19 protein-coding genes are annotated in these 21,360 nt (G+C 64.1%); 9 read left to right on the top strand and 10 right to left on the bottom strand.

Annotated features, from left to right (window positions below):
- Nucleotides 1-56: 56 nt before the first annotated feature.
- From D1Y85_RS15640 to D1Y85_RS15655, 4 genes are all read left to right on the top strand, one after another.
- Nucleotides 57-2,147 carry a secretin N-terminal domain-containing protein gene (locus D1Y85_RS15640; protein WP_246024935.1) on the top strand — a complete coding sequence of 697 codons (2,091 nt, stop codon included), beginning with the start codon at nt 57-59 and terminating at the stop codon, nt 2,145-2,147.
- A 5-nt stretch (nt 2,148-2,152) separates the two neighbouring features.
- A complete protein-coding gene (locus D1Y85_RS15645; RefSeq protein WP_124151969.1) occupies nt 2,153-2,740 on the top strand; it encodes a type II secretion system protein in 588 nt (195 codons plus the stop codon).
- Nucleotides 2,741-2,745: 5 nt separating this feature from the next.
- The gene (locus D1Y85_RS15650; RefSeq protein WP_124151970.1) at nt 2,746-3,129 is read left to right on the top strand and encodes a type IV pilin protein; all 384 of its coding nucleotides are present in this window, start codon (nt 2,746-2,748) and stop codon (nt 3,127-3,129) included.
- A gap of 107 nt (nt 3,130-3,236) precedes the next feature.
- A complete protein-coding gene (locus D1Y85_RS15655) occupies nt 3,237-3,758 on the top strand; it encodes a type II secretion system protein (protein ID WP_425466939.1) in 522 nt (173 codons plus the stop codon).
- 182 nt (nt 3,759-3,940) lie between these two features.
- Here the strand turns inward: D1Y85_RS15655 and D1Y85_RS15660 are convergent, their stop codons facing one another.
- The 9 genes from D1Y85_RS15660 to D1Y85_RS27625 all read right to left on the bottom strand — a co-directional run bounded on the left by D1Y85_RS15660 (nt 3,941) and on the right by D1Y85_RS27625 (nt 13,515).
- The gene (locus tag D1Y85_RS15660; protein ID WP_124151971.1) at nt 3,941-5,086 is read right to left on the bottom strand and encodes a porin; all 1,146 of its coding nucleotides are present in this window, start codon (nt 5,084-5,086) and stop codon (nt 3,941-3,943) included.
- Between the two features lie 414 nt (nt 5,087-5,500).
- Entirely contained in the window at nt 5,501-5,809 is a 309-nt protein-coding gene (locus D1Y85_RS15665) for a DUF4148 domain-containing protein (protein WP_124151972.1), read from the bottom strand.
- Nucleotides 5,810-5,970: 161 nt separating this feature from the next.
- Nucleotides 5,971-6,378 carry a Na+/H+ antiporter subunit G gene (locus tag D1Y85_RS15670; RefSeq protein ID WP_124151973.1) on the bottom strand — a complete coding sequence of 136 codons (408 nt, stop codon included), beginning with the start codon at nt 6,376-6,378 and terminating at the stop codon, nt 5,971-5,973.
- A gap of 41 nt (nt 6,379-6,419) precedes the next feature.
- Entirely contained in the window at nt 6,420-6,695 is a 276-nt protein-coding gene (locus D1Y85_RS15675) for a K+/H+ antiporter subunit F (protein WP_124151974.1), read from the bottom strand.
- Nucleotides 6,689-7,183: a Na+/H+ antiporter subunit E gene (locus tag D1Y85_RS15680; RefSeq protein ID WP_124151975.1), complete on the bottom strand. Its 495-nt coding sequence runs from the start codon at nt 7,181-7,183 to the stop codon at nt 6,689-6,691. Before D1Y85_RS15680 ends, D1Y85_RS15675 begins: the two co-directional genes overlap by 7 nt.
- A 3-nt stretch (nt 7,184-7,186) precedes the next feature.
- Nucleotides 7,187-8,845, bottom strand: a complete 1,659-nt coding sequence (locus D1Y85_RS15685; protein ID WP_124151976.1) for a monovalent cation/H+ antiporter subunit D — start codon at nt 8,843-8,845, stop codon at nt 7,187-7,189.
- Entirely contained in the window at nt 8,842-9,210 is a 369-nt protein-coding gene (locus D1Y85_RS15690) for a Na+/H+ antiporter subunit C (protein ID WP_124151977.1), read from the bottom strand. The genes D1Y85_RS15685 and D1Y85_RS15690 overlap by 4 nt, the downstream gene beginning before the upstream one ends.
- A complete protein-coding gene (locus D1Y85_RS15695; protein ID WP_124151978.1) occupies nt 9,210-12,011 on the bottom strand; it encodes a monovalent cation/H+ antiporter subunit A in 2,802 nt (933 codons plus the stop codon). The genes D1Y85_RS15690 and D1Y85_RS15695 overlap by 1 nt, the downstream gene beginning before the upstream one ends.
- 145 nt (nt 12,012-12,156) lie before the next feature.
- The gene (locus D1Y85_RS27625) at nt 12,157-13,515 is read right to left on the bottom strand and encodes an ABC transporter permease (protein ID WP_246024927.1); all 1,359 of its coding nucleotides are present in this window, start codon (nt 13,513-13,515) and stop codon (nt 12,157-12,159) included.
- A 524-nt stretch (nt 13,516-14,039) separates the two neighbouring features.
- Here D1Y85_RS27625 and D1Y85_RS15705 point away from each other — a divergent pair.
- From D1Y85_RS15705 to D1Y85_RS15725, 5 genes are all read left to right on the top strand, one after another.
- Nucleotides 14,040-14,582 (top strand): fimbrial protein, encoded by a 543-nt coding sequence (locus tag D1Y85_RS15705; RefSeq protein WP_124151979.1) that lies wholly within the window; start codon nt 14,040-14,042, stop codon nt 14,580-14,582.
- 106 nt (nt 14,583-14,688) lie between these two features.
- A complete protein-coding gene (locus tag D1Y85_RS15710) occupies nt 14,689-15,444 on the top strand; it encodes a fimbrial biogenesis chaperone (protein ID WP_124151980.1) in 756 nt (251 codons plus the stop codon).
- The gene (locus D1Y85_RS15715; protein WP_246024928.1) at nt 15,441-18,233 is read left to right on the top strand and encodes a fimbria/pilus outer membrane usher protein; all 2,793 of its coding nucleotides are present in this window, start codon (nt 15,441-15,443) and stop codon (nt 18,231-18,233) included. The genes D1Y85_RS15710 and D1Y85_RS15715 overlap by 4 nt, the downstream gene beginning before the upstream one ends.
- 5 nt (nt 18,234-18,238) lie before the next feature.
- Nucleotides 18,239-19,732, top strand: a complete 1,494-nt coding sequence (locus tag D1Y85_RS15720) for a fimbrial protein (protein ID WP_246024929.1) — start codon at nt 18,239-18,241, stop codon at nt 19,730-19,732.
- Between the two features lie 87 nt (nt 19,733-19,819).
- Nucleotides 19,820-20,617, top strand: coding sequence for a fimbrial biogenesis chaperone (locus D1Y85_RS15725; protein ID WP_246024930.1), 798 nt, complete (start codon nt 19,820-19,822; stop codon nt 20,615-20,617).
- A 64-nt stretch (nt 20,618-20,681) separates the two neighbouring features.
- Here the strand turns inward: D1Y85_RS15725 and D1Y85_RS15730 are convergent, their stop codons facing one another.
- A complete protein-coding gene (locus D1Y85_RS15730; protein ID WP_185218997.1) occupies nt 20,682-21,140 on the bottom strand; it encodes a carboxypeptidase-like regulatory domain-containing protein in 459 nt (152 codons plus the stop codon).
- Nucleotides 21,141-21,360: the final 220 nt, after the last annotated feature.

Here is a 21,360-nt window from a genome sequence, read left to right on the forward strand (position 1 = left end):
CCGTGCGCAGACTCGCCCTCGTGTTCGCAGCGGTGTTCGCGTTGACTTCATGCCAGATGCCAGTGCAACAGCCGTCGCCTACCGACGCCGCGTATCAACTCAGCCTCATGCATGATCGCGATCAGAAGGTGAACGTACTGCTCGACGAGGCGGACGCGCTGCGCAAGACCTATCGGTTCGATCTCGCCACGCAGAAACTTTATCAGGCATGGGAGATCGATCCGACCAGCGAACGCGGGCGCAATATTGGCGCGGCGATCGAACAGGACCGTCGCGACCTCGCGACGCTGCAAGAGGCGGATCGCATGATGAAGCGAGGTTCGTACGCGCTCGCAGACGACCGCGTGGAGCGCGTGCTCGCGCAGAATCCTTCCAATCCACTCGCACTGCAGATGCGCATGGAGATCGAGGACAAGCGTCGGGCGCAACGCGAGGCAAAAGAGGAGTCCGTGGCGGCTTCGTCGATCATGCACAAGCCGGTGACGCTGCAATTCCGCGATGCGAATGTGCGCATGGTGTTCGAAGCCTTGTCGCGCACCACGGGGCTGAACGTGATTTTCGACCGGGACGTGCGTGCCGATCTGAAGACGACGATCTTCGTCACGAACGCATCGCTCCAGGATACGGTCGACATGATCCTGATGCAGAACCAGCTCGACAAGAAACAGATGAATGCGACCACGTTGTTCATCTATCCCGCGACGCCCGCGAAGCAGCTCGAATATCAGGAGCTGAAGGTGCGCACGTTCCAGCTTTCCAACGTCGATGCGAAGCATATCGCGTCGCTGTTGAAGAGCCTCCTGAAGATCAAGGAAGTCGTCGTCGACGAGCACGCGAACACGGTAACGATCCGCAGTACGCCCGACACGGTGCGCGTCGCCGAGCAGATGATCGCCGCACAGGATCTCCCCGAGCCCGAAGTGATGCTGGAAGTCCAGGTGTTCGAGGTGTCGCACGACCGCTTGACCGATCTCGGGATCGCGTGGCCCAACTCGTTCACGATGTCGACGCCGTCCACCGTCACGACGTGGGGTGACCTGCACCATCTGCCGCTCAATGAGTTCAACGTCAGTGGACTATCGGCGACTGCGAATTTCAAATTGAGCGACGTCGATGCCAACCTGCTCGCGAGCCCACGTATCCGTGCCCGGAACAAGGAGAAGGCACGCATCCTTATCGGTGACAAGGTACCGGTCATTTCGAGCTCCAGTACGCCGAGCACGAGTGGTCCTTCCTTTACACAGATGATTCAGTACCTGGATGTGGGCATCAAGCTCGACGTCGTGCCGCAGGTGTACCGCGACGGCGACGTCGGAATCCAGCTCAATCTGGAAGTCAGCAACATCACGAATACGATTTCGAACAATAACTCGACGACCGGCTTGACCTCGCTCGCCTATGAGATCGGCACCCGAAGCGCATCGACAAGCCTGCGCCTGCATGATGGCGAGAGTCAGATCATGGGTGGCCTGATTCAGGACGAGGATCGCGTCACGGCCGACAAGGTTCCCGGTCTCGGACAGTTGCCGGTGCTCGGGCGGCTGTTCTCGAATCACAACGGCGATCATCTGAAAACCGAAATCGTGCTGCAGATCACGCCGCACATCGTCAGGCCGCAACTGGCTGCCGACGCGGACACGCAGGAATTGTGGTCGGGTACCGACACGAAAGTGCACACGGACCAGTTGCGGCTCGATCCGGTGATAGCCGATGCATCACAGGCAGCGCAGGTGACGACGACGCCTCGCGCACAGGGATTCGTCGGAGGCGGTACGACTGCGGCGGCGGCAAATCGCGGCGCGGCCGCGACCACTGCGCCTCCGACGAGCGCGTTCGGACAGCTTCCACCCGCGCCACGCACGACGCCGCCGCCGGCGCCTTATGGCGGGCGCTATTCGACATTCCCCGCGGTGCCGGCCGCTCCACAAGGCGCTGCACCCGCGCCCGCGCAGCCGGAATCGACAGACAACGGCGAGACCGCGCCTCAAGGCGGCGAAGCGCCGACTGCCAACGTGCCTGCAGCGCCTGCGGCGCCCGCACCCGCCCCGGCGGCTGCTCCGCCGGCCGCGCCGCCGCCGGTACTCGTCATGCCGCCAGGCGATATGCCGAGCGACAACCCGTTACGTCCAATCCAGAACGGCTACTGAGCGCCATGAAGGGGTTTCTGCACGAACGATTGCGCAGTTGCGGTCACTCGGGACCGCGCCGTCGTGCGCGCGGATTCACGCTCATCGAACTGGTCATCACGCTTGCGCTCGTTGGCATACTTGCGCTCGCGGTCGTGCCGTTTTCGGAGCTGATCGTGCAGCGGCAGAAGGAACAGCAACTCAGCACCGCGCTGCGCGAAATCCGCACTGCGCTCGACGCCTACAAGGAAGCGAGCGATACCGGGTTGATCGATAAGGAAGCCGATGCATCTGGTTATCCGCCATCATTGACCGTGCTGGTGACGGGTGTCGCGAATGCGAAGGACCCGAAAGGCGGCCTGCTGATGTTCCTGCGTCGTGTGCCGCGCGATCCGTTCTTTCTGGGCGATCCGCAAGTCGACGCGGAGGACACCTGGAATCAGCGCGCTTATGGTGAGCCGCCACCGGGCGCGACGAACCCGGACAATCCGGACAGCCCCGACAACGCCGACAATGCGGACGCCGCCGCCAGCCGCGCAGGCAAGGACGTTTTCGACGTGACGTCGAAAAGCAATCGCGTCGGCATCAACGGCATTCCGTACAGCCAGTGGTGAACACGATGAATATTCGCCGACCAGACCGCACACGCGGCTTTACGCTGATCGAGCTGGTGGTCGTGATGGCGATCATCGGTCTCTTGCTCAGCATTGCGTTGCCACGCTATATGCACAGTATCGACCAGGGCAAGGAGCGCGTTCGTCAACAGAACCTCGCGGTGATGCGCGACGCGATCGACAAGTTTTACGGCGATAGAGGGCAGTACCCGGACACGCTCGACGAACTGGTGACGCAGCACTACCTGCGCGCGATCCCGGTCGATCCAGTCAACGGCGACGACAAGTGGGCGACGGTCGCCTCGCCGAACGACGACATATCGGGCGTCTATGACGTTCTGCCCGCCAGCAGTCCGAAGGCCGTCAAAGAGCAGGGGGAGGCGCAGTGAAAGGCGCTGCTCGCGCCAAGGTCCGGCGCGGTCCACGCGCGCGTTATGTCGCGCGTCACAGCGGCAATCAGCGAGGCCTCGTCCTTCTGACGTTTCTGATCGCTTTGATGCTGATGTCGATCGCGCTGGCCGCTGCACTCGACGTGTGGTGGTTCGAGCGGCGCCGGGAACAGGAGACGCAGCTGCTTTTCGTCGGCGACCAGTACAGGCTCGCGATCTTGCGCTATTACCGTGTCGGTCGAACGCTGCCGGCCTCGATCGACGATCTGCTCGACGACCGGCGCTTCCCGACACCGCTGCATCATCTGCGCCGGGCCTGGGCCGACCCGATCACCGGTCGCAACGACTGGGAGCTGATGATGACCGGCGGCCGCATTTATGGCGTGCACAGCCGGTCGGAGCAGGAAACGATCAAGCGCAGCGGATTTCCGCTTCGCTATGAGGATTTTGAAAAGCAGAAAACCTATTCCGGCTGGTTGTTCTTTTTCATGCCGACTGTCGTGCGCAGCTACGACAACACCGGAAGCGCGACGGGTGGCAGCGCGGCGACGAGGCCGGCCTCTCCCACGTCATCGTTCGATCCGCTGAACTCGACGCTGCCACAGTTCACGCCGCGACCGATGCATTGATGTGTTTCGCGAGGCGCGTTGATGCAACCGCTGCTCAGGCGTCGTGCGAGCCGCCACCACCTTCCGCACGCGGCGCTTGCGGAAGGGAGAACGGCCGCAAGCGCCGCAGGTGCCTGACAGTGTGGCCAGGTTATCGCCTGGCTGCCGAGGACGGACTCGCTAGCCCGCCGTTCGTCGTGGCATTAGAAGATCTGACGTAGACCGATCGCTGCGCCAACATTGTTGGTACGGCCAAGCTTGTCGACCTGGCCGGCGGCGTTGGTCACACCCGGATAATCCGCTGCGAACGCACCGTTGCCACGCGCGAAGTCCACCGTGCCATAAACTTCCGTATGCTTGGACAGCGAATATTCGGCGAGAACGGTTGCCGAGTAGTTGATACCCGACCCGAGCCGTCCGTCGAGCAATTCGGCGTTCCGCGTGTGGCCGTAGTACGCCGCGACTGTGATCAACAGCGGATTGGTGGCTTGCCAGTTGCCGCCCAGATAAAGCGTATCGTCGATCCGGTTCGGGCTGCTTCCCGACAATTTCGGCGCGCCGGATTGCTGCATGTTGCCGTCGGTCGTGCCGGTCTGATCCTGGGCGTGCAGCCAGCCGGCCAGCAGTCGGACCGAGGGCGTGATCTGATACGCGCCGCTGACGTGCACCATGTTGATCTTCGCGCCATTGGCGATGCTGCCTCGTGCGGACGAGACGGACGTTTGCTGGAAGCCCGTGTTCAGCGTCGCGGGCCCGTGCTCGTAGGAGACTTCCACGCCGTACGTGCTGTCGAGACCCACCGAGCCTGGCTGATTGCCGAAGCCGTAGATCGCGTTAATGCTCAAGCCGCTCACGGTCAGCTTGTACTTGACCGAATTCGGGACGGTCAGGTACGGACCCATCCCATTCCACATCCAGCTGTCCTGCCAGTAGTCGCCGACTTCGAGCGGATCGAACACATCGCCCATCGTGTCGTAGAGCGGCGAATATTGATTGCCGAAAGTCAGCGATCCATATTTGTCGCTCGAAAGGCCGACATAGGCTTGCCGGCTAAATAGCGTGTTGGGCGAACCGAATTTGCCGTTGTAAAGCAGGAAGCCGTTTTCAAGGCGGAAAATGGCGGACAGTCCGCCGCCGAGGTCTTCGGTGCCACGCAATCCCCAACGGCTGTTCGTTTCCGGGCCGACGGTCATACCCACCAGGTCTTTACCATCCGGGCCAGCGTTGGTCTGATAGCGAATGGCGGTATCAACGAGGCCGTAGAGCGTGACGGAGCTTTGTGCAAACGCGGGTGTTGCTGCGACGGCGAAAAGGATAGCCGCTGCCCCTGAAATCGAGATTCTTTTCATATGATCCTGCCTGTCCTGGGATAGCTGTGTCGATATAGGCGGCTCCATGCACGGTCTCGATGCATGAATACCCGGGCGGCAGAATAGTGTTTATCTTTTGTGTCACCTATCGCACTGCTTTGAAAGGTCCTTTCCATATCACGCAAAAATGGCAGACCCTCGTCAAATGCATGGAATTGCAGTGACGTTCTTGTGTTTCCTGTTTTTTACTGTTGGGAATAGGCGACAGGCGGTCAAGGCGTCGACGAGAGATCAGCCCGGCTGCGGGCGTGTCGCTGCGGCGTGATCTGACGGATTGCGGCTGTCGAGCGTTCGGATGAGCAGGTTTTCCGAAGTCATGCTTCCAGGAATGGCCTGGCACTCCCTGGAAGCATCGAAAAGAAGCGGGCGACTGGCGCCCCCCTCATTCACGGCTTAATGATGCAGATACAGCGTCTTGTCTTTGGTCGTGGCCACGGCGGGGCCGCCCGCTTCCGAGGTGCCATCCGCAACACCGCCAACAGCCGGCGCGTTGTTTACGGCTGCGACCGTGGCCTGCGCTGCCTGAATATCGTCGGGATAGTTGGAGCCTCCGAAGCGTGCGGGGGTGTATCCGGCCCGTTCCATCTGGACCAATTCCGCACGAACCTGTTCGCGCGTGATCTGCAAGTTCGATTGCGCGAGCACGGCGACAGGCGCTGCAAGTACGACGGCGAGCGCAACGGATTGAATCACCGATTTCATGACGACTATCTCCAGACAGCGTTTCGTTCTGCTACGAAGAACGAAGCGGTTAATCAGTGACGCTAGTCTAGGGACGTCGATGTTCAAGATTAAGGTGGGTATTTGAAACAGACCTTTTGTGCATGACCAGTCTGTCAATGAGGCGTAACGCGATTTCAGGCTCAGGCGCCGGGCGTGTCGCTATCGCTATTGCGATCCTTGCGTGACGCCGGCGATCCGCTTTGATCCGCGCCTGGGTCCGTGACGGGCGGCCGACCGCGCGTGGCCGGTGAAAGCGGCACACGCTGCTGGGTGCCGGCCTTCGCGAGCATGTGCGCGCTGATCGGCGCCGTCAGGAACAGGAAAGCGGGAATCAGCAGTTCGTGCAGGCTCGCGAAGTTGTTGTGCGCGGTGAAGTAAACCACCGACGCGAGCACTACGCCGCCCACACCAAGCGTCGTCGACTTGGTGGGGCCGTGCAGGCGCATGAAAAAGTCGGGCAGGCGCGCGAGCCCGATCGCGCCGATCAGCGTGAACAGGCTGCCGAGCAGCAGCAGCGCGCAGACGATTGCTTCAATGACGGTTTGCATCCGGCGGCCTCCTGTCGATGGGATCGCGTGGGTCGGTCGTGTCAGTTCAGCTCGATGATGTCGCCGCGCTGCAGGTACTTCGTGAGCGCGACGGTGCCGATGAATCCCATCACCGCGATCAGCAGCGCGACTTCGAAGAAGATCGTGGAGCGCAGGCTGATGCCGTACACGACGATCAGCGCAATGGCGTTGATGTTGAGCGTATCGAGCGCGACGATGCGGTCCGGCAGCGCCGGGCCGCGCACGAGGCGCACGAGCGTGAGCAGGCACGCAAGGCCAAGGATGGCGAACGAAACCGGAATGACGATGGCTAGCATGCGAAGATCTCCATCAATGGGGCTTCATAGCGGGTCTTGATTGTGGCGACGACCGCGGCTTCGTCGTCGAGGTCGAGCACATGGACGATGAGGCGCGTGCGGTCGTCGGAGAGTTCCGCGCACAGTGTGCCGGGGCTCAGCGACACGATGCTGATGAGCGCCGTGAGCGCGATTTCGTGTGTGCTGTCGAGCGGCACTTCGATGAATGCGGGCCGCAATCGGTGCGTGGGGCCGAGCACCAGCAGCGCGACCTGAACATTCGCAACGATGATATCGACGACGACGTGCATCGCGAGCCGCATGAGCAGCCACGGGTGACCGAAGCGCACCGGCGTCAGCCACAGTCCTTCGCCGATGATGAAAGCAATCGCACTGCCTAGCACGGCCCCGAGCAGGACGTTGCCGGCCGACGCGTCGTTCATCAGCAGCAGCCAGCACAGCAGCAGGATGAGCGTGAGCCAGGGGTGAGGGAAGATCCGCTTCAGCATGGGTCACCCGTTTTCCGGTGCGTTCAGGACCGCGCGAACGTAGGCGGCGCGATCGAGCAATTGCGCGGCGGTGGCGTCGAGGTAATGCTTGAGCGGGCCTGCGCTGAGCGTCACAGCTAACACGCAGGCAAGCAGCAGCGCGCATGCAGCCAGCTTGGCGGGCGTGCCGCGAGGCGCCGTCGGCGGCGCTTCGTCCGAGAAGGCCTGCGCGGCGGGCACGGCCCAGAAGATGCGCGTGCCGGTGCGGCTCAGCGCGACGATCAGCAACAGGCCGGAGATCAGCACGGCGGGCCACAGGACGACGGCCTGCGCGACGGGCGTGGCCGCGAGCACCATCGCCTTGCCGAGGAATCCGGAGAGCGGCGGCAAGCCCGCCGCGCCGACGGCGAGCGCGAGATAGAGCAGGGCCGCGGCTTTCGAGGGCCAGGGCGTCGCGGTGCGTGCGGGAGATACGGCCTGGACGACGGCGGTGACGGCGGTGACGGCAACTTCAGCCACGGCCGTCTCGCCGTCCGGCTCGGACGAGATGGCGGGTGCGGTGGTGTCGTCGAGCGCGGCGTGCGAGGTGGGCTCGGAAGCGGCGGCGGCCGGGTCCGGCGCTTCAGGTTCCAGCGTGTCGGCGAGCAGGAACAACGCCGCGGAGCACAGCGTCGTGCTGATGAGGTAGTAGAGCAGTGCGCTCCACGCAGTCGCATTCTGCAGGGAGGCCGCCGCAATCAGGAGGCCCACGGAGACGAGCACGAGATACGCGGTCGTTGTCTTGAGGCTCGACACGGCAAGCGCGCCGAGCGCCCCAAAGACGATCGTCGCGATGGCGAGCCACCACGCCCAGTTGTGCATGAAGCCTTCGAGTATGCCGCCAGCCGCGCCGAAGACCAGGGCGTCGCACCGGAGCATCGCGTAGACGCCTACCTTCGTCATGATCGCGAACAGCGCGGCGACCGGGCCGATCGCACTGCGATACGCCTGCGGCAGCCAGAACGAGAGCGGAAAGACCGCGGCCTTCACGCCGAACACGAGCATCAGCATCGCACCCGCGAATTGCGCTAGCGGAAGCGAAGCGGCGTCGAGGTGCGCGAGCCGCACGCCCATATCGGCCATGTTCAGCGTGCCGGTGAGGCCGTACAACACGCCCACTGCGATCAGGAAGAACGACGAGCCCACCAGGTTGAGCAGCATGTAACGCAGACCGCTCATCACGCGGCGGCGGCCTCCGCCGTGCAGCAGCAGCGCATACGAAGCGATCAGCAGCAGTTCGAAGAATACGAACAGATTGAAGAGATCGCCCGCGAGAAACGCGCCATTGAGGCCCATCAACTCGAACTGGAACAGCGCGCGGAAGTAGCGGCCGCGCCGCACGTCGGCGCTCGACGTGCCGAGCAGGCAGCAGCCGGCAAGCACGGCGGTGAGCAGCAGCATGAGCGCGGCAAGGCGGTCGAGTTGCAGCACGATGCCGAACGGCGCGGGCCACGCGCCGAGCGCATAGGTCACGACATCGCCCGACGACGCGAGCCTCGCGAGCCACACCGCGACGGGCACCAGCGCGAGCGTCGCGATCACGCTGAGCGCGCGCTGCAAGCGCTGCGCGCGCAGCGGCAGCGCGACGATGGCAGCCGCCGCAACGAGCGGGATTACGATGGGGAGGACGAGGGCGTGATTCATTCGCCTTGCGTCTCCCTGTCGTTGTCCCGGTTGCCACGGTTGCCGTGGGTGTCCCGGTCGATGCGATCTGTGCCGTTGATCGCGAGCGAACGCAACGCGAGCACCACCGTGAAGGCGGTCATCGCGAAGCCGATCACGATGGCGGTGAGCACGAGCGCCTGCGGCACGGGATCGGCGTATTGCGCGCCTTCGGCGATCACGGGCGGCTTGCCCGTCGAGAGCCGGCCCATGGCGAGCAGGAACAGATTGATCGCATACGAGAACAGCGTGATTCCGAAGATCACGGACAGCACCCGCGCGCATAGCAGCAGGTAAAGGCCGCTTGCGCAGAGCACGCCGAGTGTCACGGCATAGGCGGCTTCCATCAGCTTTTCTCCACCGATTGCAGGTCTTTGTCGCGCACGCCGAGGTGCGAGACGATCGTGAGCGTCGTGCCGACCACCGCGCAGAAAACGCCGAGGTCGAACAACATGGCCGTGCTCAATTCGACTTCCCCGACGAGCGGCACATCGAAATGCCCGAACGCGGTCGTGAGGAACGGCCGCCCGAATGCCAGGCTACCGAGGCCGGTGCCCGCGGCCACGAGAAGGCCGAGTCCCGTAAGCGCGCGATAGTTGATGCGGATGCGCGACTCGGTCCACAGCACGCCGCTCGCCAGATACTGCAGCAGCAGTGCCACGGAAAAGATCAGCGCGGCGATGAAGCCGCCGCCCGGCAGGTTGTGGCCGCGCAGGAACACGAACACGGCGACGAGCGTCGTGAGCGGCAGCATGAGCCGCGCGAGGATGGCGAGCAGCAGCGGGTGCGACTGCGACGTCCACGGCAGGCCGCCCGGCCCCGTCGCGGGCGCAGCGAGGCGCAGGCCGCGCAGCAGCGCCTTCACCGCAATTCCGGCGACCGCGAGCACGCTGATCTCGACCATCGTGTCGAAGCCGCGGAAGTCCACGAGGATCACGTTCACCACGTTGTGTCCGCCGCTGCCCGGCAGCGCGTTCGCGAGAAAGAACGGCGCGATGCCCTGGCCCGGCGCACGCGTCATCACGGCCCAGGCGACGCCGCCGATCAGCGCGCCGCCCGCCACTGCAATCACGCCATTGCGAACGCGCGCGCCCGCGCGCTCGACGACGCGCTGCCGGTTCGGCAGGAAGTAGAGCGCGAGCACGAGCAGCAGGACCGTCACGATTTCGACCGACATCTGCGTGAGTGCGAGATCGGGAGCGGAGAAGCGGGCGAACGCGAGCGTGACGAAGAGGCCACAGGTGCCGAGCAGGATGAGCGCGAGAAGCGGGTTCGCGCGCATGCGCACCACGCCGAGCGCAAGCAGCGCGAGGAATGCGAGACCGGCGAGCGTGACCGCATCGATCGGCGTGGGGGCGAGCGGACCGCCGATCGGGTCGAGCGCGAAGAGCGCCGAGCCCGGCACGACGATCATCGCGGCGATCATCCACGTCAGATACGTCGGCAGCGAGCCGTTTTCGAACACACGCACGACGACGGCGGCGGCCTGTTCGAGCCGCTGCACGAAGCGGTCGAAGCCTTCGCTCGCATTCATTTCGGAGAGCCGCGAGCGGTGATGGCGGAACGCGTCGCGGCGCATGATGAACAGCAGCGCGCCCGCGCAGAACGACACCGCGCTCATCGCGAGCGGCAGGTTCAGGCCGTGCCAGATGCTCAGGCTGTATTCCGGCACGGAGCCGCCGAGCGCGAACCACGCCGCCGATTCGAGCATGCGTCCGATGGTCTGCTGCGGAAAAAGGCCGACGGCGAGGCACAGCACCACGAGAATCTCGACGGGTAGCCGCATGAAGCGCGGCGGTTCATGCGGCGGGAAGTGCGGCAGGTCGCGCGGTGCGGCGCCGTCCCAGAACACGCCATAGATGAAGCGCAGCGAATACGCCACCGAGAGCCCGGTCGCCACGACGGCGAGCGCCGGAATGACCCAGTTGAAGTCGCCGAGCAGCCCTTGTGCGAGCGTCTCGCCGAAGAACATTTCCTTCGAGAGAAAGCCGTTGAGCAGCGGCACGCCGGCCATCGCGAGCGACGCGACGCCCGCGAGCGCAGCCGTATGCGGCATGTAGCGGCCCAGCCCGCGCAGGCGGCCGAGGTCGCGCGTGCCGGTTTCGTGATCGATGATGCCCGCCGCCATGAACAGCGACGCCTTGAACACCGCGTGATTGAACGTGTGGAACAGCGCGGCGACGGTGGAAAAATCCGTGTCGAGGCCGAACAGCAGCATGATGAGGCCGAGGTGACTGATCGTCGAATAGGCGAGCAGGCCTTTGAGGTCGCGTTGCACGAGCGCCATCGCCGCGCCGATCACGAGCGTCGCGAGGCCGACGAGGCTCACCGCGTAGAACCACCAGTTCGTGCCCTCCAGCACCGGATAGAGCCGCGCGAGCAGGAACACGCCGGCTTTCACCATCGTCGCCGAGTGCAGGTATGCGGAAACGGGCGTCGGCGCGGACATCGCGTGCGGCAGCCAGAAGTGGAACGGGAACTGCGCCGACTTCGTGAACGCGGCGAAGAGGATCAGCAGCAGGATCGCGGGATAGAGCGGATCCTGCTGCACCTGGCCCGCGTGTGCGAGCACGGCGGTCAGTTCGTAGCTGCCGCAGACGCGGCCAAGCAGCAGCACGGCCGCGAGCAGGGCGAGGCCACCTGCGCCCGTGATCGTGAGCGCCATGCGGGCGCCGCGCCGCGCGTCGGGACGCGATGGCCAGAAGCCGATCAGCAGGAACGAGACGAGGCTCGTCAGCTCCCAGAAAACGACGAGCAGCAGCAGGTTGTCCGAGAGGACGACGCCGAGCATCGCGCCCATGAAGAGCAGCAGGAGCAGGTAAAGGCGTGGCAGCGACTCGCTGCCGGCGAGGTAGTAATGCGCGTAGATAAAGATGAGCACGCCGATCGCGAGCACGAGAAGCGCGAACATGAACGAGAGCCCGTCGAGCCGCAACGCAAGCGAGAGGCCGAGCCCCGGCACCCAGTCGTGGCGCCACGACAGGACACCGAAGGTTGCCATGCCGACGCGCTCGCTCAACAGCAGTCCGAGGCCGAACAGCGCCGCCCCGAACGGGATCCAGGCGGCGAGCGGCCGTGCGAGCTGTGTCGCCAGCGCGACGAGTGCCGCTGCTGCGAACGGTAGGACGACCAGCCACGCCAATGCCATTCGACTCTCTCCGGTAACGCCTGCATGAAAGAAACGGGTGCCGGAATGTCGCGCACCGAAGACAACGATCATAGCCGCAAATGACGCCGTTTCTTATCTCGATAAATTACCTTGATGCCGCGCGGCGAACCGCACGCGCGAAGACTCAGGCCATCTGACTCAGCGTCTTGCGAAACCGCATGAGCGAGAGCGCAAACAGCACGCTGCCGATCACCACGAGCCACAGGAACGGCGGCCAGACGACGCCGCTGCCCGCGCCCCGATAGAGGATCGCCTGGCTCAGTTCTACGAAGTGCGTGGTGGGCGCCACGAGCATGAGGTCCTGCGCGAACTGGGGCATCGACTCGCGGGGCGTGTTGCCGCCCGAGAGCATCTGCAGCGGCAGCATCACGAGCACGAGCAGCATACCGAACTGCGGCATGCTGCGCGCGAGCGTCGCCATGTAGATGCCCATGGAGGTCGTGGCGAACAGATGCAGCGCCGCGCCGGTGAGAAAGAGCGGCACCGACCCTTCGATCGGCACGCGCAGTGCGCCGCGCACGATGAAGGTAACCGAACACGCGGCCGCCACGAGCACGACGAGCCCCATCGACCAGATCTTGGCGAGCATGATCTCGGTGGGCGTGACGGGCATGACGAGCAGATGCTCGATGGTGCCGTGCTCGCGCTCGCGGATGAGCGCCGCACCCGTGAGGATGATGGAGAGCATCGTCACGTTGTTGATGATCTCCATGAGCGAGCCGAACCACGCCTGCGTGAGATTCGGATTGAAGCGCATGCGCACTGCCAGATCGACCGCAGGAACCGCCGACGTGCGATAGCGGTTCACGAACGTGCTCACCTCGTCGCTGATCATCTGCTGGATATAGCCGCTGCCCGTGAATGCCTGGCTCATGCGCGTGGCGTCCACGTTGAGCTGTACTTCGGCGGCGCGGCCGGCCAGCACGTCGCGCTGCAGGTTCGGCGGAATGCTGAGCACGAAGGTGTAGCGGCCCGCGACGCCCGTCGTGGGTTCGTCGAGGATCAGGAGGTCGGGGTCGTGGATGAGCGCACAGCACAGGCCGAGCTTCTGCTTCATGCCGCCCGAGAGCTTGCCTGTGGGGCGCGCGAGGAACGGATCGAGGCCCGTCGCGCGCGTGAGCGCGTCGGCGATCAGGCCTTGCAGCGTGGGGGAGGTGAAGTAGTCTTTCCAGCCGATCTCGGCGGCGGTTATGGTGCTTTGCGTCGTCGGCGCGTAGTTCGGGAAGGTCTGCGGCACCGGCATTGGCGGCTGCTCGAAAGGCGGTGCGAGCGAAACGCAGCCGGCTAGCGCGGCGACGAGCATCGCCGGCGGCAATTGCCGGGCGGCCGATGCGGTTGATGAGGCAAAGGCGGCGGCGGAAAACGCCAGACGTTTCTGGCCGCAATTCATCGCTGTTTTCTCCTCTCGCGCTTGCCGGCATGGTCCGCTGCGGGCCGGCATCAGCGCGATGCCTTGAGCCTTGCGTTCGATGCCGTTGGTCAATGCGGGCGCCGGACCGTGTCGGCGACAGGGGCGACGCAACCGGGTGCGACAACGGCCGCGGACTTTCAATGCGTGGGTGCAGCACGGGCGCAATGTGCGCGGCCAATCGGGAAATGATGCTAGCGCGACGGCGAAAATCGTGACGGCGGGGTGTTCACTGGTGCGGCCCCATATAACGTTGGCCAGCGAATGCACGCCTCATCGTCGGACAGGAAGGGCGTGCTGTGTCCCGACGATGAGCGTCGGGGTTGTAAAGAATTTAAAAATGTCAGGCTGAAAACTTTTAGACGGTTTTTCAATGTTCTCGGATAGTTCCTATTTTAAGAGATAGTAATTTAGGACAGGTCTCATTCATTTGCCTATTCGTTGGGCAGAAAATCGGCTCGCCGCCAAAGTAACTATCGGGGTGATCGTTATCTGAACGGCGAAAGCGCCAATCCCTTTGATGTAGCAAGAACATCGGTGCACGGTTTCGCAGCCATGCCCGCGCGTGTTCGCATCTCTTTTTTTCTACGGGTTCCATTGTGAAAAAACATATTCTCGCCTTTTCGATCGCTGTCGCGCCGGTTTTCGCATTCGCCGCCCCCAGCACCAACACCATCAATTTCCAGGGTGAAGTCACCGATCAGACCTGTGACGTCACGATCAACGGCAACGCGTCCAACCCGACCGTGCTGCTCCCGACCGTGTCGACCATGCAGCTCGCCGCCGCCGGCGATACGGCTGGGCAGACCACGTTCACCATCGGCGTGAGCGGTTGCATGGCGCCGACCACGACGGCTCAAGCCATCGGCACGGTGTTCGTCGGCAACCAGGTCACGAGCCAGGGCAACCTCGGCAACACCGGCACCGCTACGAACGTCGCGCTGCAGCTTCTCGATCCGCAGTCGCCCAGCTCGCCGTTCGATCTGAGCAGCGCCGAAGGCTATACGGCAGCGGGCATGTCGCTTCCGGTTGGCGCAACGTCCGCGTCGTATGACTTCGCCGTTCAGTACGTCGCCGAAGCTGGCGCCGCCACGGCTGGCTCGGTGCTCGGCAGCGTGCAATACGCAGTGACTTACCGGTAAGCGCCGGAGGTGCTTGCGGCGCCGGGCCCGACGTTCCTGTCGGGGCTGGCGTCGCGGCATCTGTTGCTGATTGATCTGGTCCAAATCCTGTAGGTTCGGTGTACTCATGAACTCGCGTTATAGCACTTTCTTTTCCGCGCTCATCGTCGCCGCCCAGGTGGCCATCATGGGGACCGCCGCGGCCAGCGTGAAGCTTCCCGCTACACGCGTGATCTACGATGCGAGCCTTCGGGAGCGCGCCTTGCAGTTCACGAGCCAGGACGACGGGCCGAGCGTGATGCAGGTATGGGTCGACTCGGGCGACGAGAAGTCGACGCCCAAAACAGCGGATGCTCCGTTCATCGTCACGCCCCCGGTATTCCGTATCGAACCGAAAGCGGGGCAGACGGTGCGCCTTGTGTTCACCGGAGCGAACCTGCCGCAGGACCGCGAATCGGTGTTCTACCTGAACACGTTGCAGATTCCGTCCGTCAACGCCGCGTACGCCGACCAGAACCAGATGATGGTCATGCTGCGTAACCGGCTGAAACTTTTCTATCGTCCTGCCGGAATCGAAGGTGGCGTGCAGGATGCGTACAAGAAACTCACGTTTAGCCTTCTGGCGGGCGCCAAGGGAACGCGTATCGCGGTCAGCAACGGCTCGGGCTATTACATGTCGCTCGTCGATGCTGCCCTGACCTGCGGCGCACACGCCGCCACGTTTGCGGCCGATATGGTCGCCCCCCGCGCAGAAGCGCAATGGGACGTGAAGGGCGACTGCCCGGCAGGTACCGCGCAAGCCAGCGTGAAAATTCACTACGTGGATGACTACGGCGCGATCCGGCCTGCGGAGTATCCAGTTTCCCCCGCTGGAGCGAAATGACATTGCCCCGTCTGCACGCCGCACCAGGCTTGCGCTCTGGTGCGCGCAAGCCTGCATGGCCGGTGCGCATGTCGCTCGTCGGTGCCGCGCTGGGGTTCGCGGCGCCGCTGTGCCATGCCGTTGCGGCACCGGTCGGCGATGCAGGCTCGTCCGGCGGTACGACACTCGCGTACAGCTTTGACAGCAAGCTGCTGCTCGGCACGCCGCTCGGCGTGGCCGATATCGAGCGCTTCAACAAGGCGAACGCGATTGAGCCGGGAAGCTATCGCGTCGACGTCTACGTCAACGACGTATTCGTTACGCGCGAGGCGGTCGAATTCCGCAGTGCTGGCGGCGATGTTCATCCTTGTCTGAGCGACCAGTTCCTCGCCACGGCGGGCATCGACATCAAGGGTGCCGCCGCCGGTGCCGCGGCTCCAGCCACATCCGGCGATAGCACGCCGGGCTCGCCGGTGCCGTCCGGCGATGCCCCCGCGACGGGCGCTTCAACAGACACATCCGATGCAGGCACCTCCGGTGGCGAGGCGGCTCTGCAATGCGGGCCGCTCGCGCATCGCGTGCCGGGCGCATCGACGGCATTCGACCTGCCGCGCCTGCGTCTCAACATCACCGTTCCGCAAGCCCAGATGAAGCATGTGGCTCGCGGCGCGATCGACGCGTCGAGCTTCGACGCCGGAGAAACCGCTGCCTGGGTGAACTATGACGTGAACTACTTCACGGCATCGGCATCGGGCTATAAATCCGACTCGCTGTACACGGGCATCAATGCCGGCCTGAACGTCGGCCTGTGGCGTCTGCGGCAGCAGTCCACCTACAACTGGGGTAGCAGCGCCGGGATCACCCGAAGCAACTGGAACAACATCCGCACTTATGCGGAGCGGCCACTGGTGTCGCTCGGCAGCAAGCTCATTGTCGGGCAGAACTACACGGGCGGGACGCTGTTCAGTTCGGTCGGCTACACGGGTTTTCATCTGGAAACCGACGATCGCATGCTGCCCGATTCGATGCGCGGTTATGCGCCGGTCGTCAACGGTGTCGCGAACACGAACGCACGCGTGGTGGTCAGCCAGAACGGCAACGTGATCTACCAGACCACGGTTGCCCCCGGCCCGTTTTCTATCACCGATCTGAACCCGACCAGCTTTCAGGGCGACCTGAGCGTTCAGGTGTTCGAGGCGAACGGTCAGGTGTCGACGTTCACGGTGCCGTTCTCGGCCGTGCCCAACTCGCTGCGTCCCGGTCTTTCGCACTGGAGCACGACGGTGGGACAGGTGCGCCAGATCGAAGGCTCGAGTGCAAAGTTCGGAGACCTGACTTACGAGCGCGGTCTGACCAACGCAATTACCGTCAATGGCGGCGTGCGCGTTTCACCCGATTACCAGTCGATGATGTCCGGCGCCGTGCTGGCAACGCGAGTCGGTGCGATCGGGGCGAACGTGGCCTGGTCGCACGCGCTCGACGTGGGCGGCCATCACGTGAACGGCTGGCTCGGCTCCATCAACTACAGCAATACGATCCAGCGGACCGGCACGACGTTCACGCTGGCCGGCTACCGCTATTCGACCGGTGGATATCGCGATTTCGTCGATGCGTTGAGCGCGCGCGCGGCGGCGGCGCGTGGTGTGGACTGGTCGTCGACGACCTACAAGCAGCGCGACCAGTTCCTCGTCAACGTCAACCAGAATTTCGGCAGTTACGGCTCGCTGTCCGGGTCGGCTTCGACTAGCAGCTATTACGGCCGGCACGCGCGCGATACGCAATTCCAGATCAGCTACAACAACCACTTCAAGTCGATCAGCTACAACCTGTCACTGATCCGTCAGCAGACGGGCACGCTGTACGGCGCGAGCACGCCGGGGTTGATCGGCGGCACCATGGGGCAGACCAATACGATCGGGTCCAGGTCGACCACCGCGTTTATGGCGACCGTGTCGATTCCGATCAACTTCGGGTCGCGCTCGGCATCGGTCTCGGGCAGCTTCTCGCACAGCAGCGATCAGGGGGCGATGTACCAGGCATCGGTGAGCGGCATCGCCGACGAGGCACAGTCGCTCAGCTACGGGCTCACCGCGTCCGGGGAAACACAAAGCGCATCGAGGAGTTTCGCCGGCAACATCCAGAAGAACCTGTCGATGATCACCGTCGGTGCGAACTATTCGAACGGCAACGGCTACTGGCAGGCCGGTGCGACTGCGCGCGGCGCGGCGGTCGTGCACTCGGGCGGGGTCACGCTCGGGCCGTATCTGAGCGACACGTTCGGCATCGTCGAAGCCAAGGGCGCGGAAGGGGCGACCGTACGCAACACGCAGGGCACGAAGGTGGACGGGTGGGGCTATGCGATTGTTCCGTCGCTGACACCATATCGGTACAACGAGGTCGCGCTCGATACGAAGGGCATCAACCCCAACGCGGAACTGACCGGCGGTCAGGTGCGCGTCGCGCCGTACGCGGGTTCGGCTGTGCGGCTGAAGTTCGAGACGCGGATCGGCCATGCGCTCCTGATCGGCGCGACCAGGCCTGACGGAGAGCCGCTTCCGCTCGGCGCGGACGTGCTCGATAGCTCGGGCGCGGCGATCGGTGTGGTCGGTCAGGGAAGTCAGGTGTACGCGCGTGTGGCGTCGGAGGAGGGTGCGCTCATGGTGAAGTGGGGTAGCAAGGCGTCCGAGCAGTGCTCGATTGCGTATCACGTCAAGGAGCAAGACCGCACGGCACCCATTTCGCGGTTCGATGCCCAGTGTCTGCCGGCACCGGCAGCACCGGCGAATGTTGCCGGAACCGTTGTCCGGTGAGCCTTATGAACCACTCAGCCAGTCTGTTCAGTCCTATGTCGAATCCGGCCACTATCGGGAATTTCCGCCTCGTGTCCGCACGCCTGTCGAATGTCCTGCGGTTTATCTCGCGCCACGGCACGAACGTCTTTCTTTCGGTACTACTGATCGTGGCTTGCATCGTCATGCCGATGCGGGCGAACGCGCAGTCGACCTCGAAGGGCTGCTTCAAGATCACGAGTACCACCAGCAACGCGAATTCGTCGTCCTACACGGACCCAGGCACGATCGCGGCGAGCTGGGCTGGCTCGACGGACGGCTCGGGTCAAGGCGCCTTCCCGATGACCATCAATGTCAATGCGCCACCGTTCGTGCCTGACGGAACGTTGCTCGGCAGTGCGGTTTCGCCTGCCTATAATCTGGGCGCCAACGGCGTTGGGGGCTACAACCCGGAGCAGGTTCTGTTCCGGTGCTCGCCCGATTCCGCAGGAACGATGTACGAGTATTACTCGGTCAACGGCGATGACAGCTACGGCGGCGGTACAGACGTAAGCGGTACAACCGGCATCACCGCGACGTACCGGACCTATTACGGCGGAATTGCATCGCGGATCACGAACGTCACCACGGGGGAGTACGTTACGCGCTACTACAAGGGGCGCGCGCTCACCGACCTGGACAAGGACAGCCAGGGGTGGTTTCTCGTCAAGGCGAAGAACTTCAGTCAGTACAAGCTGGAACTCTTCCAGTGCTCGACCTGCACCGGCGCCTCCAGCAGCTTCACCGGCACGTGGGCCTATATCGGGCCGCTCGGCTACGTGGCGTTCGCCGGGGGCGCGAGCGGCACCATCGTCTCGCAAGGCCTCGCCGCCGGAGTCGACGCCGGGACGAGCTGGCCCGGCTGGTATGGCTCCTGGCCCGGCTCGTTCGCCGCCTACAACACGGTCATCGTAAGACGGGCCGCAACCTGCGCGGTCACGAATGCGACGCCGACCGTGCTGTTCCCGACAGCAACGATCGTCGGGCTGACCCAGGGGCAATCGACGCAGGTGCCTGTCACGATCCAGATGCAGTGCCAGACGACCAAGCCGTCCAACTTGAGCGCGTTCGCGAGCGGCACTGCGGCGAACCAGACCGCGCTCGGCGTGCTTGCACAGCCGGCCAATGCGCAAAGCGCGATCGACGCGGGGCTCACGACCACGGGGAGCGGCGTCACCTACCTGCTTTCGGACGGTTACGGCACCGATTCGAGTGTTGCGACTGGCGTGGGTGTGGCGCTGTCGAGGCCGAATGGCACCGCGCTGAATTTCCTCACCAACCAGTACGTGACGACTGGCGGCGCGAAGGACGGCTGGGACCCGGTGCTGAACGACGCGACCGCCAACGGGGCGGCGAGCGGCGGCATCACCACCTACACGCGCACGATCAACGCGACGTTCAAGGCGTTCGCGCCCGGCGTGACACCTGTGACGGCGGGGCGCTATAACGCGACCGCGCAGGTCATCGTGCGGGTGCAATAGGAGTCGTCGATGCGCAAAGCCTTTGCTCTTCTCGCAGATATCAATGCGCGATCACCGTCAGCGCGCGGAAGCTGCGCTTCCCTTGCCGTGTCCTGGTTGCGTAGTGGCGTGCGGCACATCGCTCGACGCAGCAGTCTGCCGGTCCTGCTGGCGGGCCTGGTGTACTGCGTTCATGCTGTCGCGGGTGTGACGCCGGAAACGTCGCGCGTCATCTTCCGCACCGGCGCCATCGAGCAGTCGTTGCAGCTCTACAACCTGAACCGGTATCCGGTGCTGGTGCAGGCGTGGGTGGACGACGGCCGGCTCGACGCGCTGCCGCAGGATTCGAAGTCGCCGGTGGTGGTGCTTCCGCCGGTCTTCCGGATGGGCGTCGGCGACCAGACGAACCTGCGCATGATCAGCGCCGGCGCGAATCTGCCGACGGACCGCGAGTCGGTGTACTGGCTCAACCTGTACGAGATACCCGCGACACCGCAGCGCGCGAAGAACACCGACGATGTGGACCTGACGGTCACGATGCGCACCCAGATCAAGGTGTTCATGCGGCCCGACAAGCTTCCGTATCCGCCGATCGAACTCCCGAAGCATCTCGCGTTTTCGTTGCATCGAACCAGCGACGCGCTCGCGCTGACCGTCGACAATCCCACGCCTTATTACGCGACGATCGGCATCGTTCAAGTAAAGATCGGCGACCGGTCGCAACAGCATCAGGTGGACATGATCGCGCCGTTTTCCAGCGCGACGGTGCAACTCGATGCGTTGAGCGACGCCCCCGGAGACAGCGCGACGCTGAACTACACGTTGATCGGCGACGACGGCAACCCGATCGGCGATGAACGCCGCGTGTCGATCGGCAGCGCGGGAGCGTCGGGCGGCGCTACGTGAAATCCGCGGCTTGATGGCGGGCCGGTTGACGCGACGGCCAGGCGCGCGACGGTGTCGGGAGGCGTTACATCGACCAGACGAACGCTTCGTGAACGTGCGCTGCCTTGCCGATCTCGACGGTGCGCCGTTGCGTGTCGCCGTCGTGGCGGGCGGTCACGGTATAGCGGCCCTGCGGCATCGAGAGCAGCATGAACGGGCCCTGTGCCTCTGTGCTTAGCAGTGTCGTGCCGTGCATGTCGGTGATCGTCACGGGCACGTCGGCGAGATACGCGTTGCCGTTCGACGCCGTGTGCCGCGCGAATTCGAGCGTGAGCGGGTAACGCGGCATCGCGTCCTTGAATGCCGTTGATTGATCGCTGCCGACGCCGCCGGACAGGTACGCGATATCGCCCGCGTGCTGGAGCGGCGGCAGCACTGCGGCGCCATCCGTTGTTGTCGCGGTGGCGGCCCATGCCGCTTGCGTGCCGAATGCGACAGCCAGCGCGAGCGCTGCACCGATCCACGGGGTTGAGCGTGCTTTCATTTCGACCTCCTTTGATCCGATCGGATCCGATCGTCGGGAGCCCGGCGCTGTGGGCGCGAAAGACGTGTGAAAGGTACGCCACGCGGCGCGCCGGGCACGAGCGGTCCCTGCCGCGAACGTGGGCGGACATGACGGGCCGGACGAATCGAGCGTAGGGCGGGCGGCTTAAAAATCGCTTAAAACCGCGATGAGGCTCTTTGCAGATTTCCTGGACGATCGC

Source organism: Paraburkholderia dinghuensis, assembly GCF_003837865.1.
Lineage (GTDB): Bacteria > Pseudomonadota > Gammaproteobacteria > Burkholderiales > Burkholderiaceae > Paraburkholderia > Paraburkholderia dinghuensis.

Excerpts from the sequence above, each read along its gene's own strand:
- D1Y85_RS15640 (WP_246024935.1), top strand. The coding sequence starts at position 57 with ATGCCAGTGCAACAGCCGTCGCCTACCGACGCCGCGTATCAACTCAGC.
- D1Y85_RS15645 (WP_124151969.1), top strand. The coding sequence starts at position 2,153 with ATGAAGGGGTTTCTGCACGAACGATTGCGCAGTTGCGGTCACTCGGGA.
- D1Y85_RS15650 (WP_124151970.1), top strand. The coding sequence starts at position 2,746 with ATGAATATTCGCCGACCAGACCGCACACGCGGCTTTACGCTGATCGAG.
- D1Y85_RS15655 (WP_425466939.1), top strand. The coding sequence starts at position 3,237 with ATGCTGATGTCGATCGCGCTGGCCGCTGCACTCGACGTGTGGTGGTTC.
- D1Y85_RS15660 (WP_124151971.1), bottom strand. The coding sequence starts at position 5,086 with ATGAAAAGAATCTCGATTTCAGGGGCAGCGGCTATCCTTTTCGCCGTC.
- D1Y85_RS15665 (WP_124151972.1), bottom strand. The coding sequence starts at position 5,809 with ATGAAATCGGTGATTCAATCCGTTGCGCTCGCCGTCGTACTTGCAGCG.
- D1Y85_RS15670 (WP_124151973.1), bottom strand. The coding sequence starts at position 6,378 with ATGCAAACCGTCATTGAAGCAATCGTCTGCGCGCTGCTGCTGCTCGGC.
- D1Y85_RS15675 (WP_124151974.1), bottom strand. The coding sequence starts at position 6,695 with ATGCTAGCCATCGTCATTCCGGTTTCGTTCGCCATCCTTGGCCTTGCG.
- D1Y85_RS15680 (WP_124151975.1), bottom strand. The coding sequence starts at position 7,183 with ATGCTGAAGCGGATCTTCCCTCACCCCTGGCTCACGCTCATCCTGCTG.
- D1Y85_RS15685 (WP_124151976.1), bottom strand. The coding sequence starts at position 8,845 with ATGAATCACGCCCTCGTCCTCCCCATCGTAATCCCGCTCGTTGCGGCG.
- D1Y85_RS15690 (WP_124151977.1), bottom strand. The coding sequence starts at position 9,210 with ATGGAAGCCGCCTATGCCGTGACACTCGGCGTGCTCTGCGCAAGCGGC.
- D1Y85_RS15695 (WP_124151978.1), bottom strand. The coding sequence starts at position 12,011 with ATGGCATTGGCGTGGCTGGTCGTCCTACCGTTCGCAGCAGCGGCACTC.
- D1Y85_RS15710 (WP_124151980.1), top strand. The coding sequence starts at position 14,689 with ATGAACTCGCGTTATAGCACTTTCTTTTCCGCGCTCATCGTCGCCGCC.
- D1Y85_RS15715 (WP_246024928.1), top strand. The coding sequence starts at position 15,441 with ATGACATTGCCCCGTCTGCACGCCGCACCAGGCTTGCGCTCTGGTGCG.
- D1Y85_RS15720 (WP_246024929.1), top strand. The coding sequence starts at position 18,239 with ATGAACCACTCAGCCAGTCTGTTCAGTCCTATGTCGAATCCGGCCACT.
- D1Y85_RS15730 (WP_185218997.1), bottom strand. The coding sequence starts at position 21,140 with ATGAAAGCACGCTCAACCCCGTGGATCGGTGCAGCGCTCGCGCTGGCT.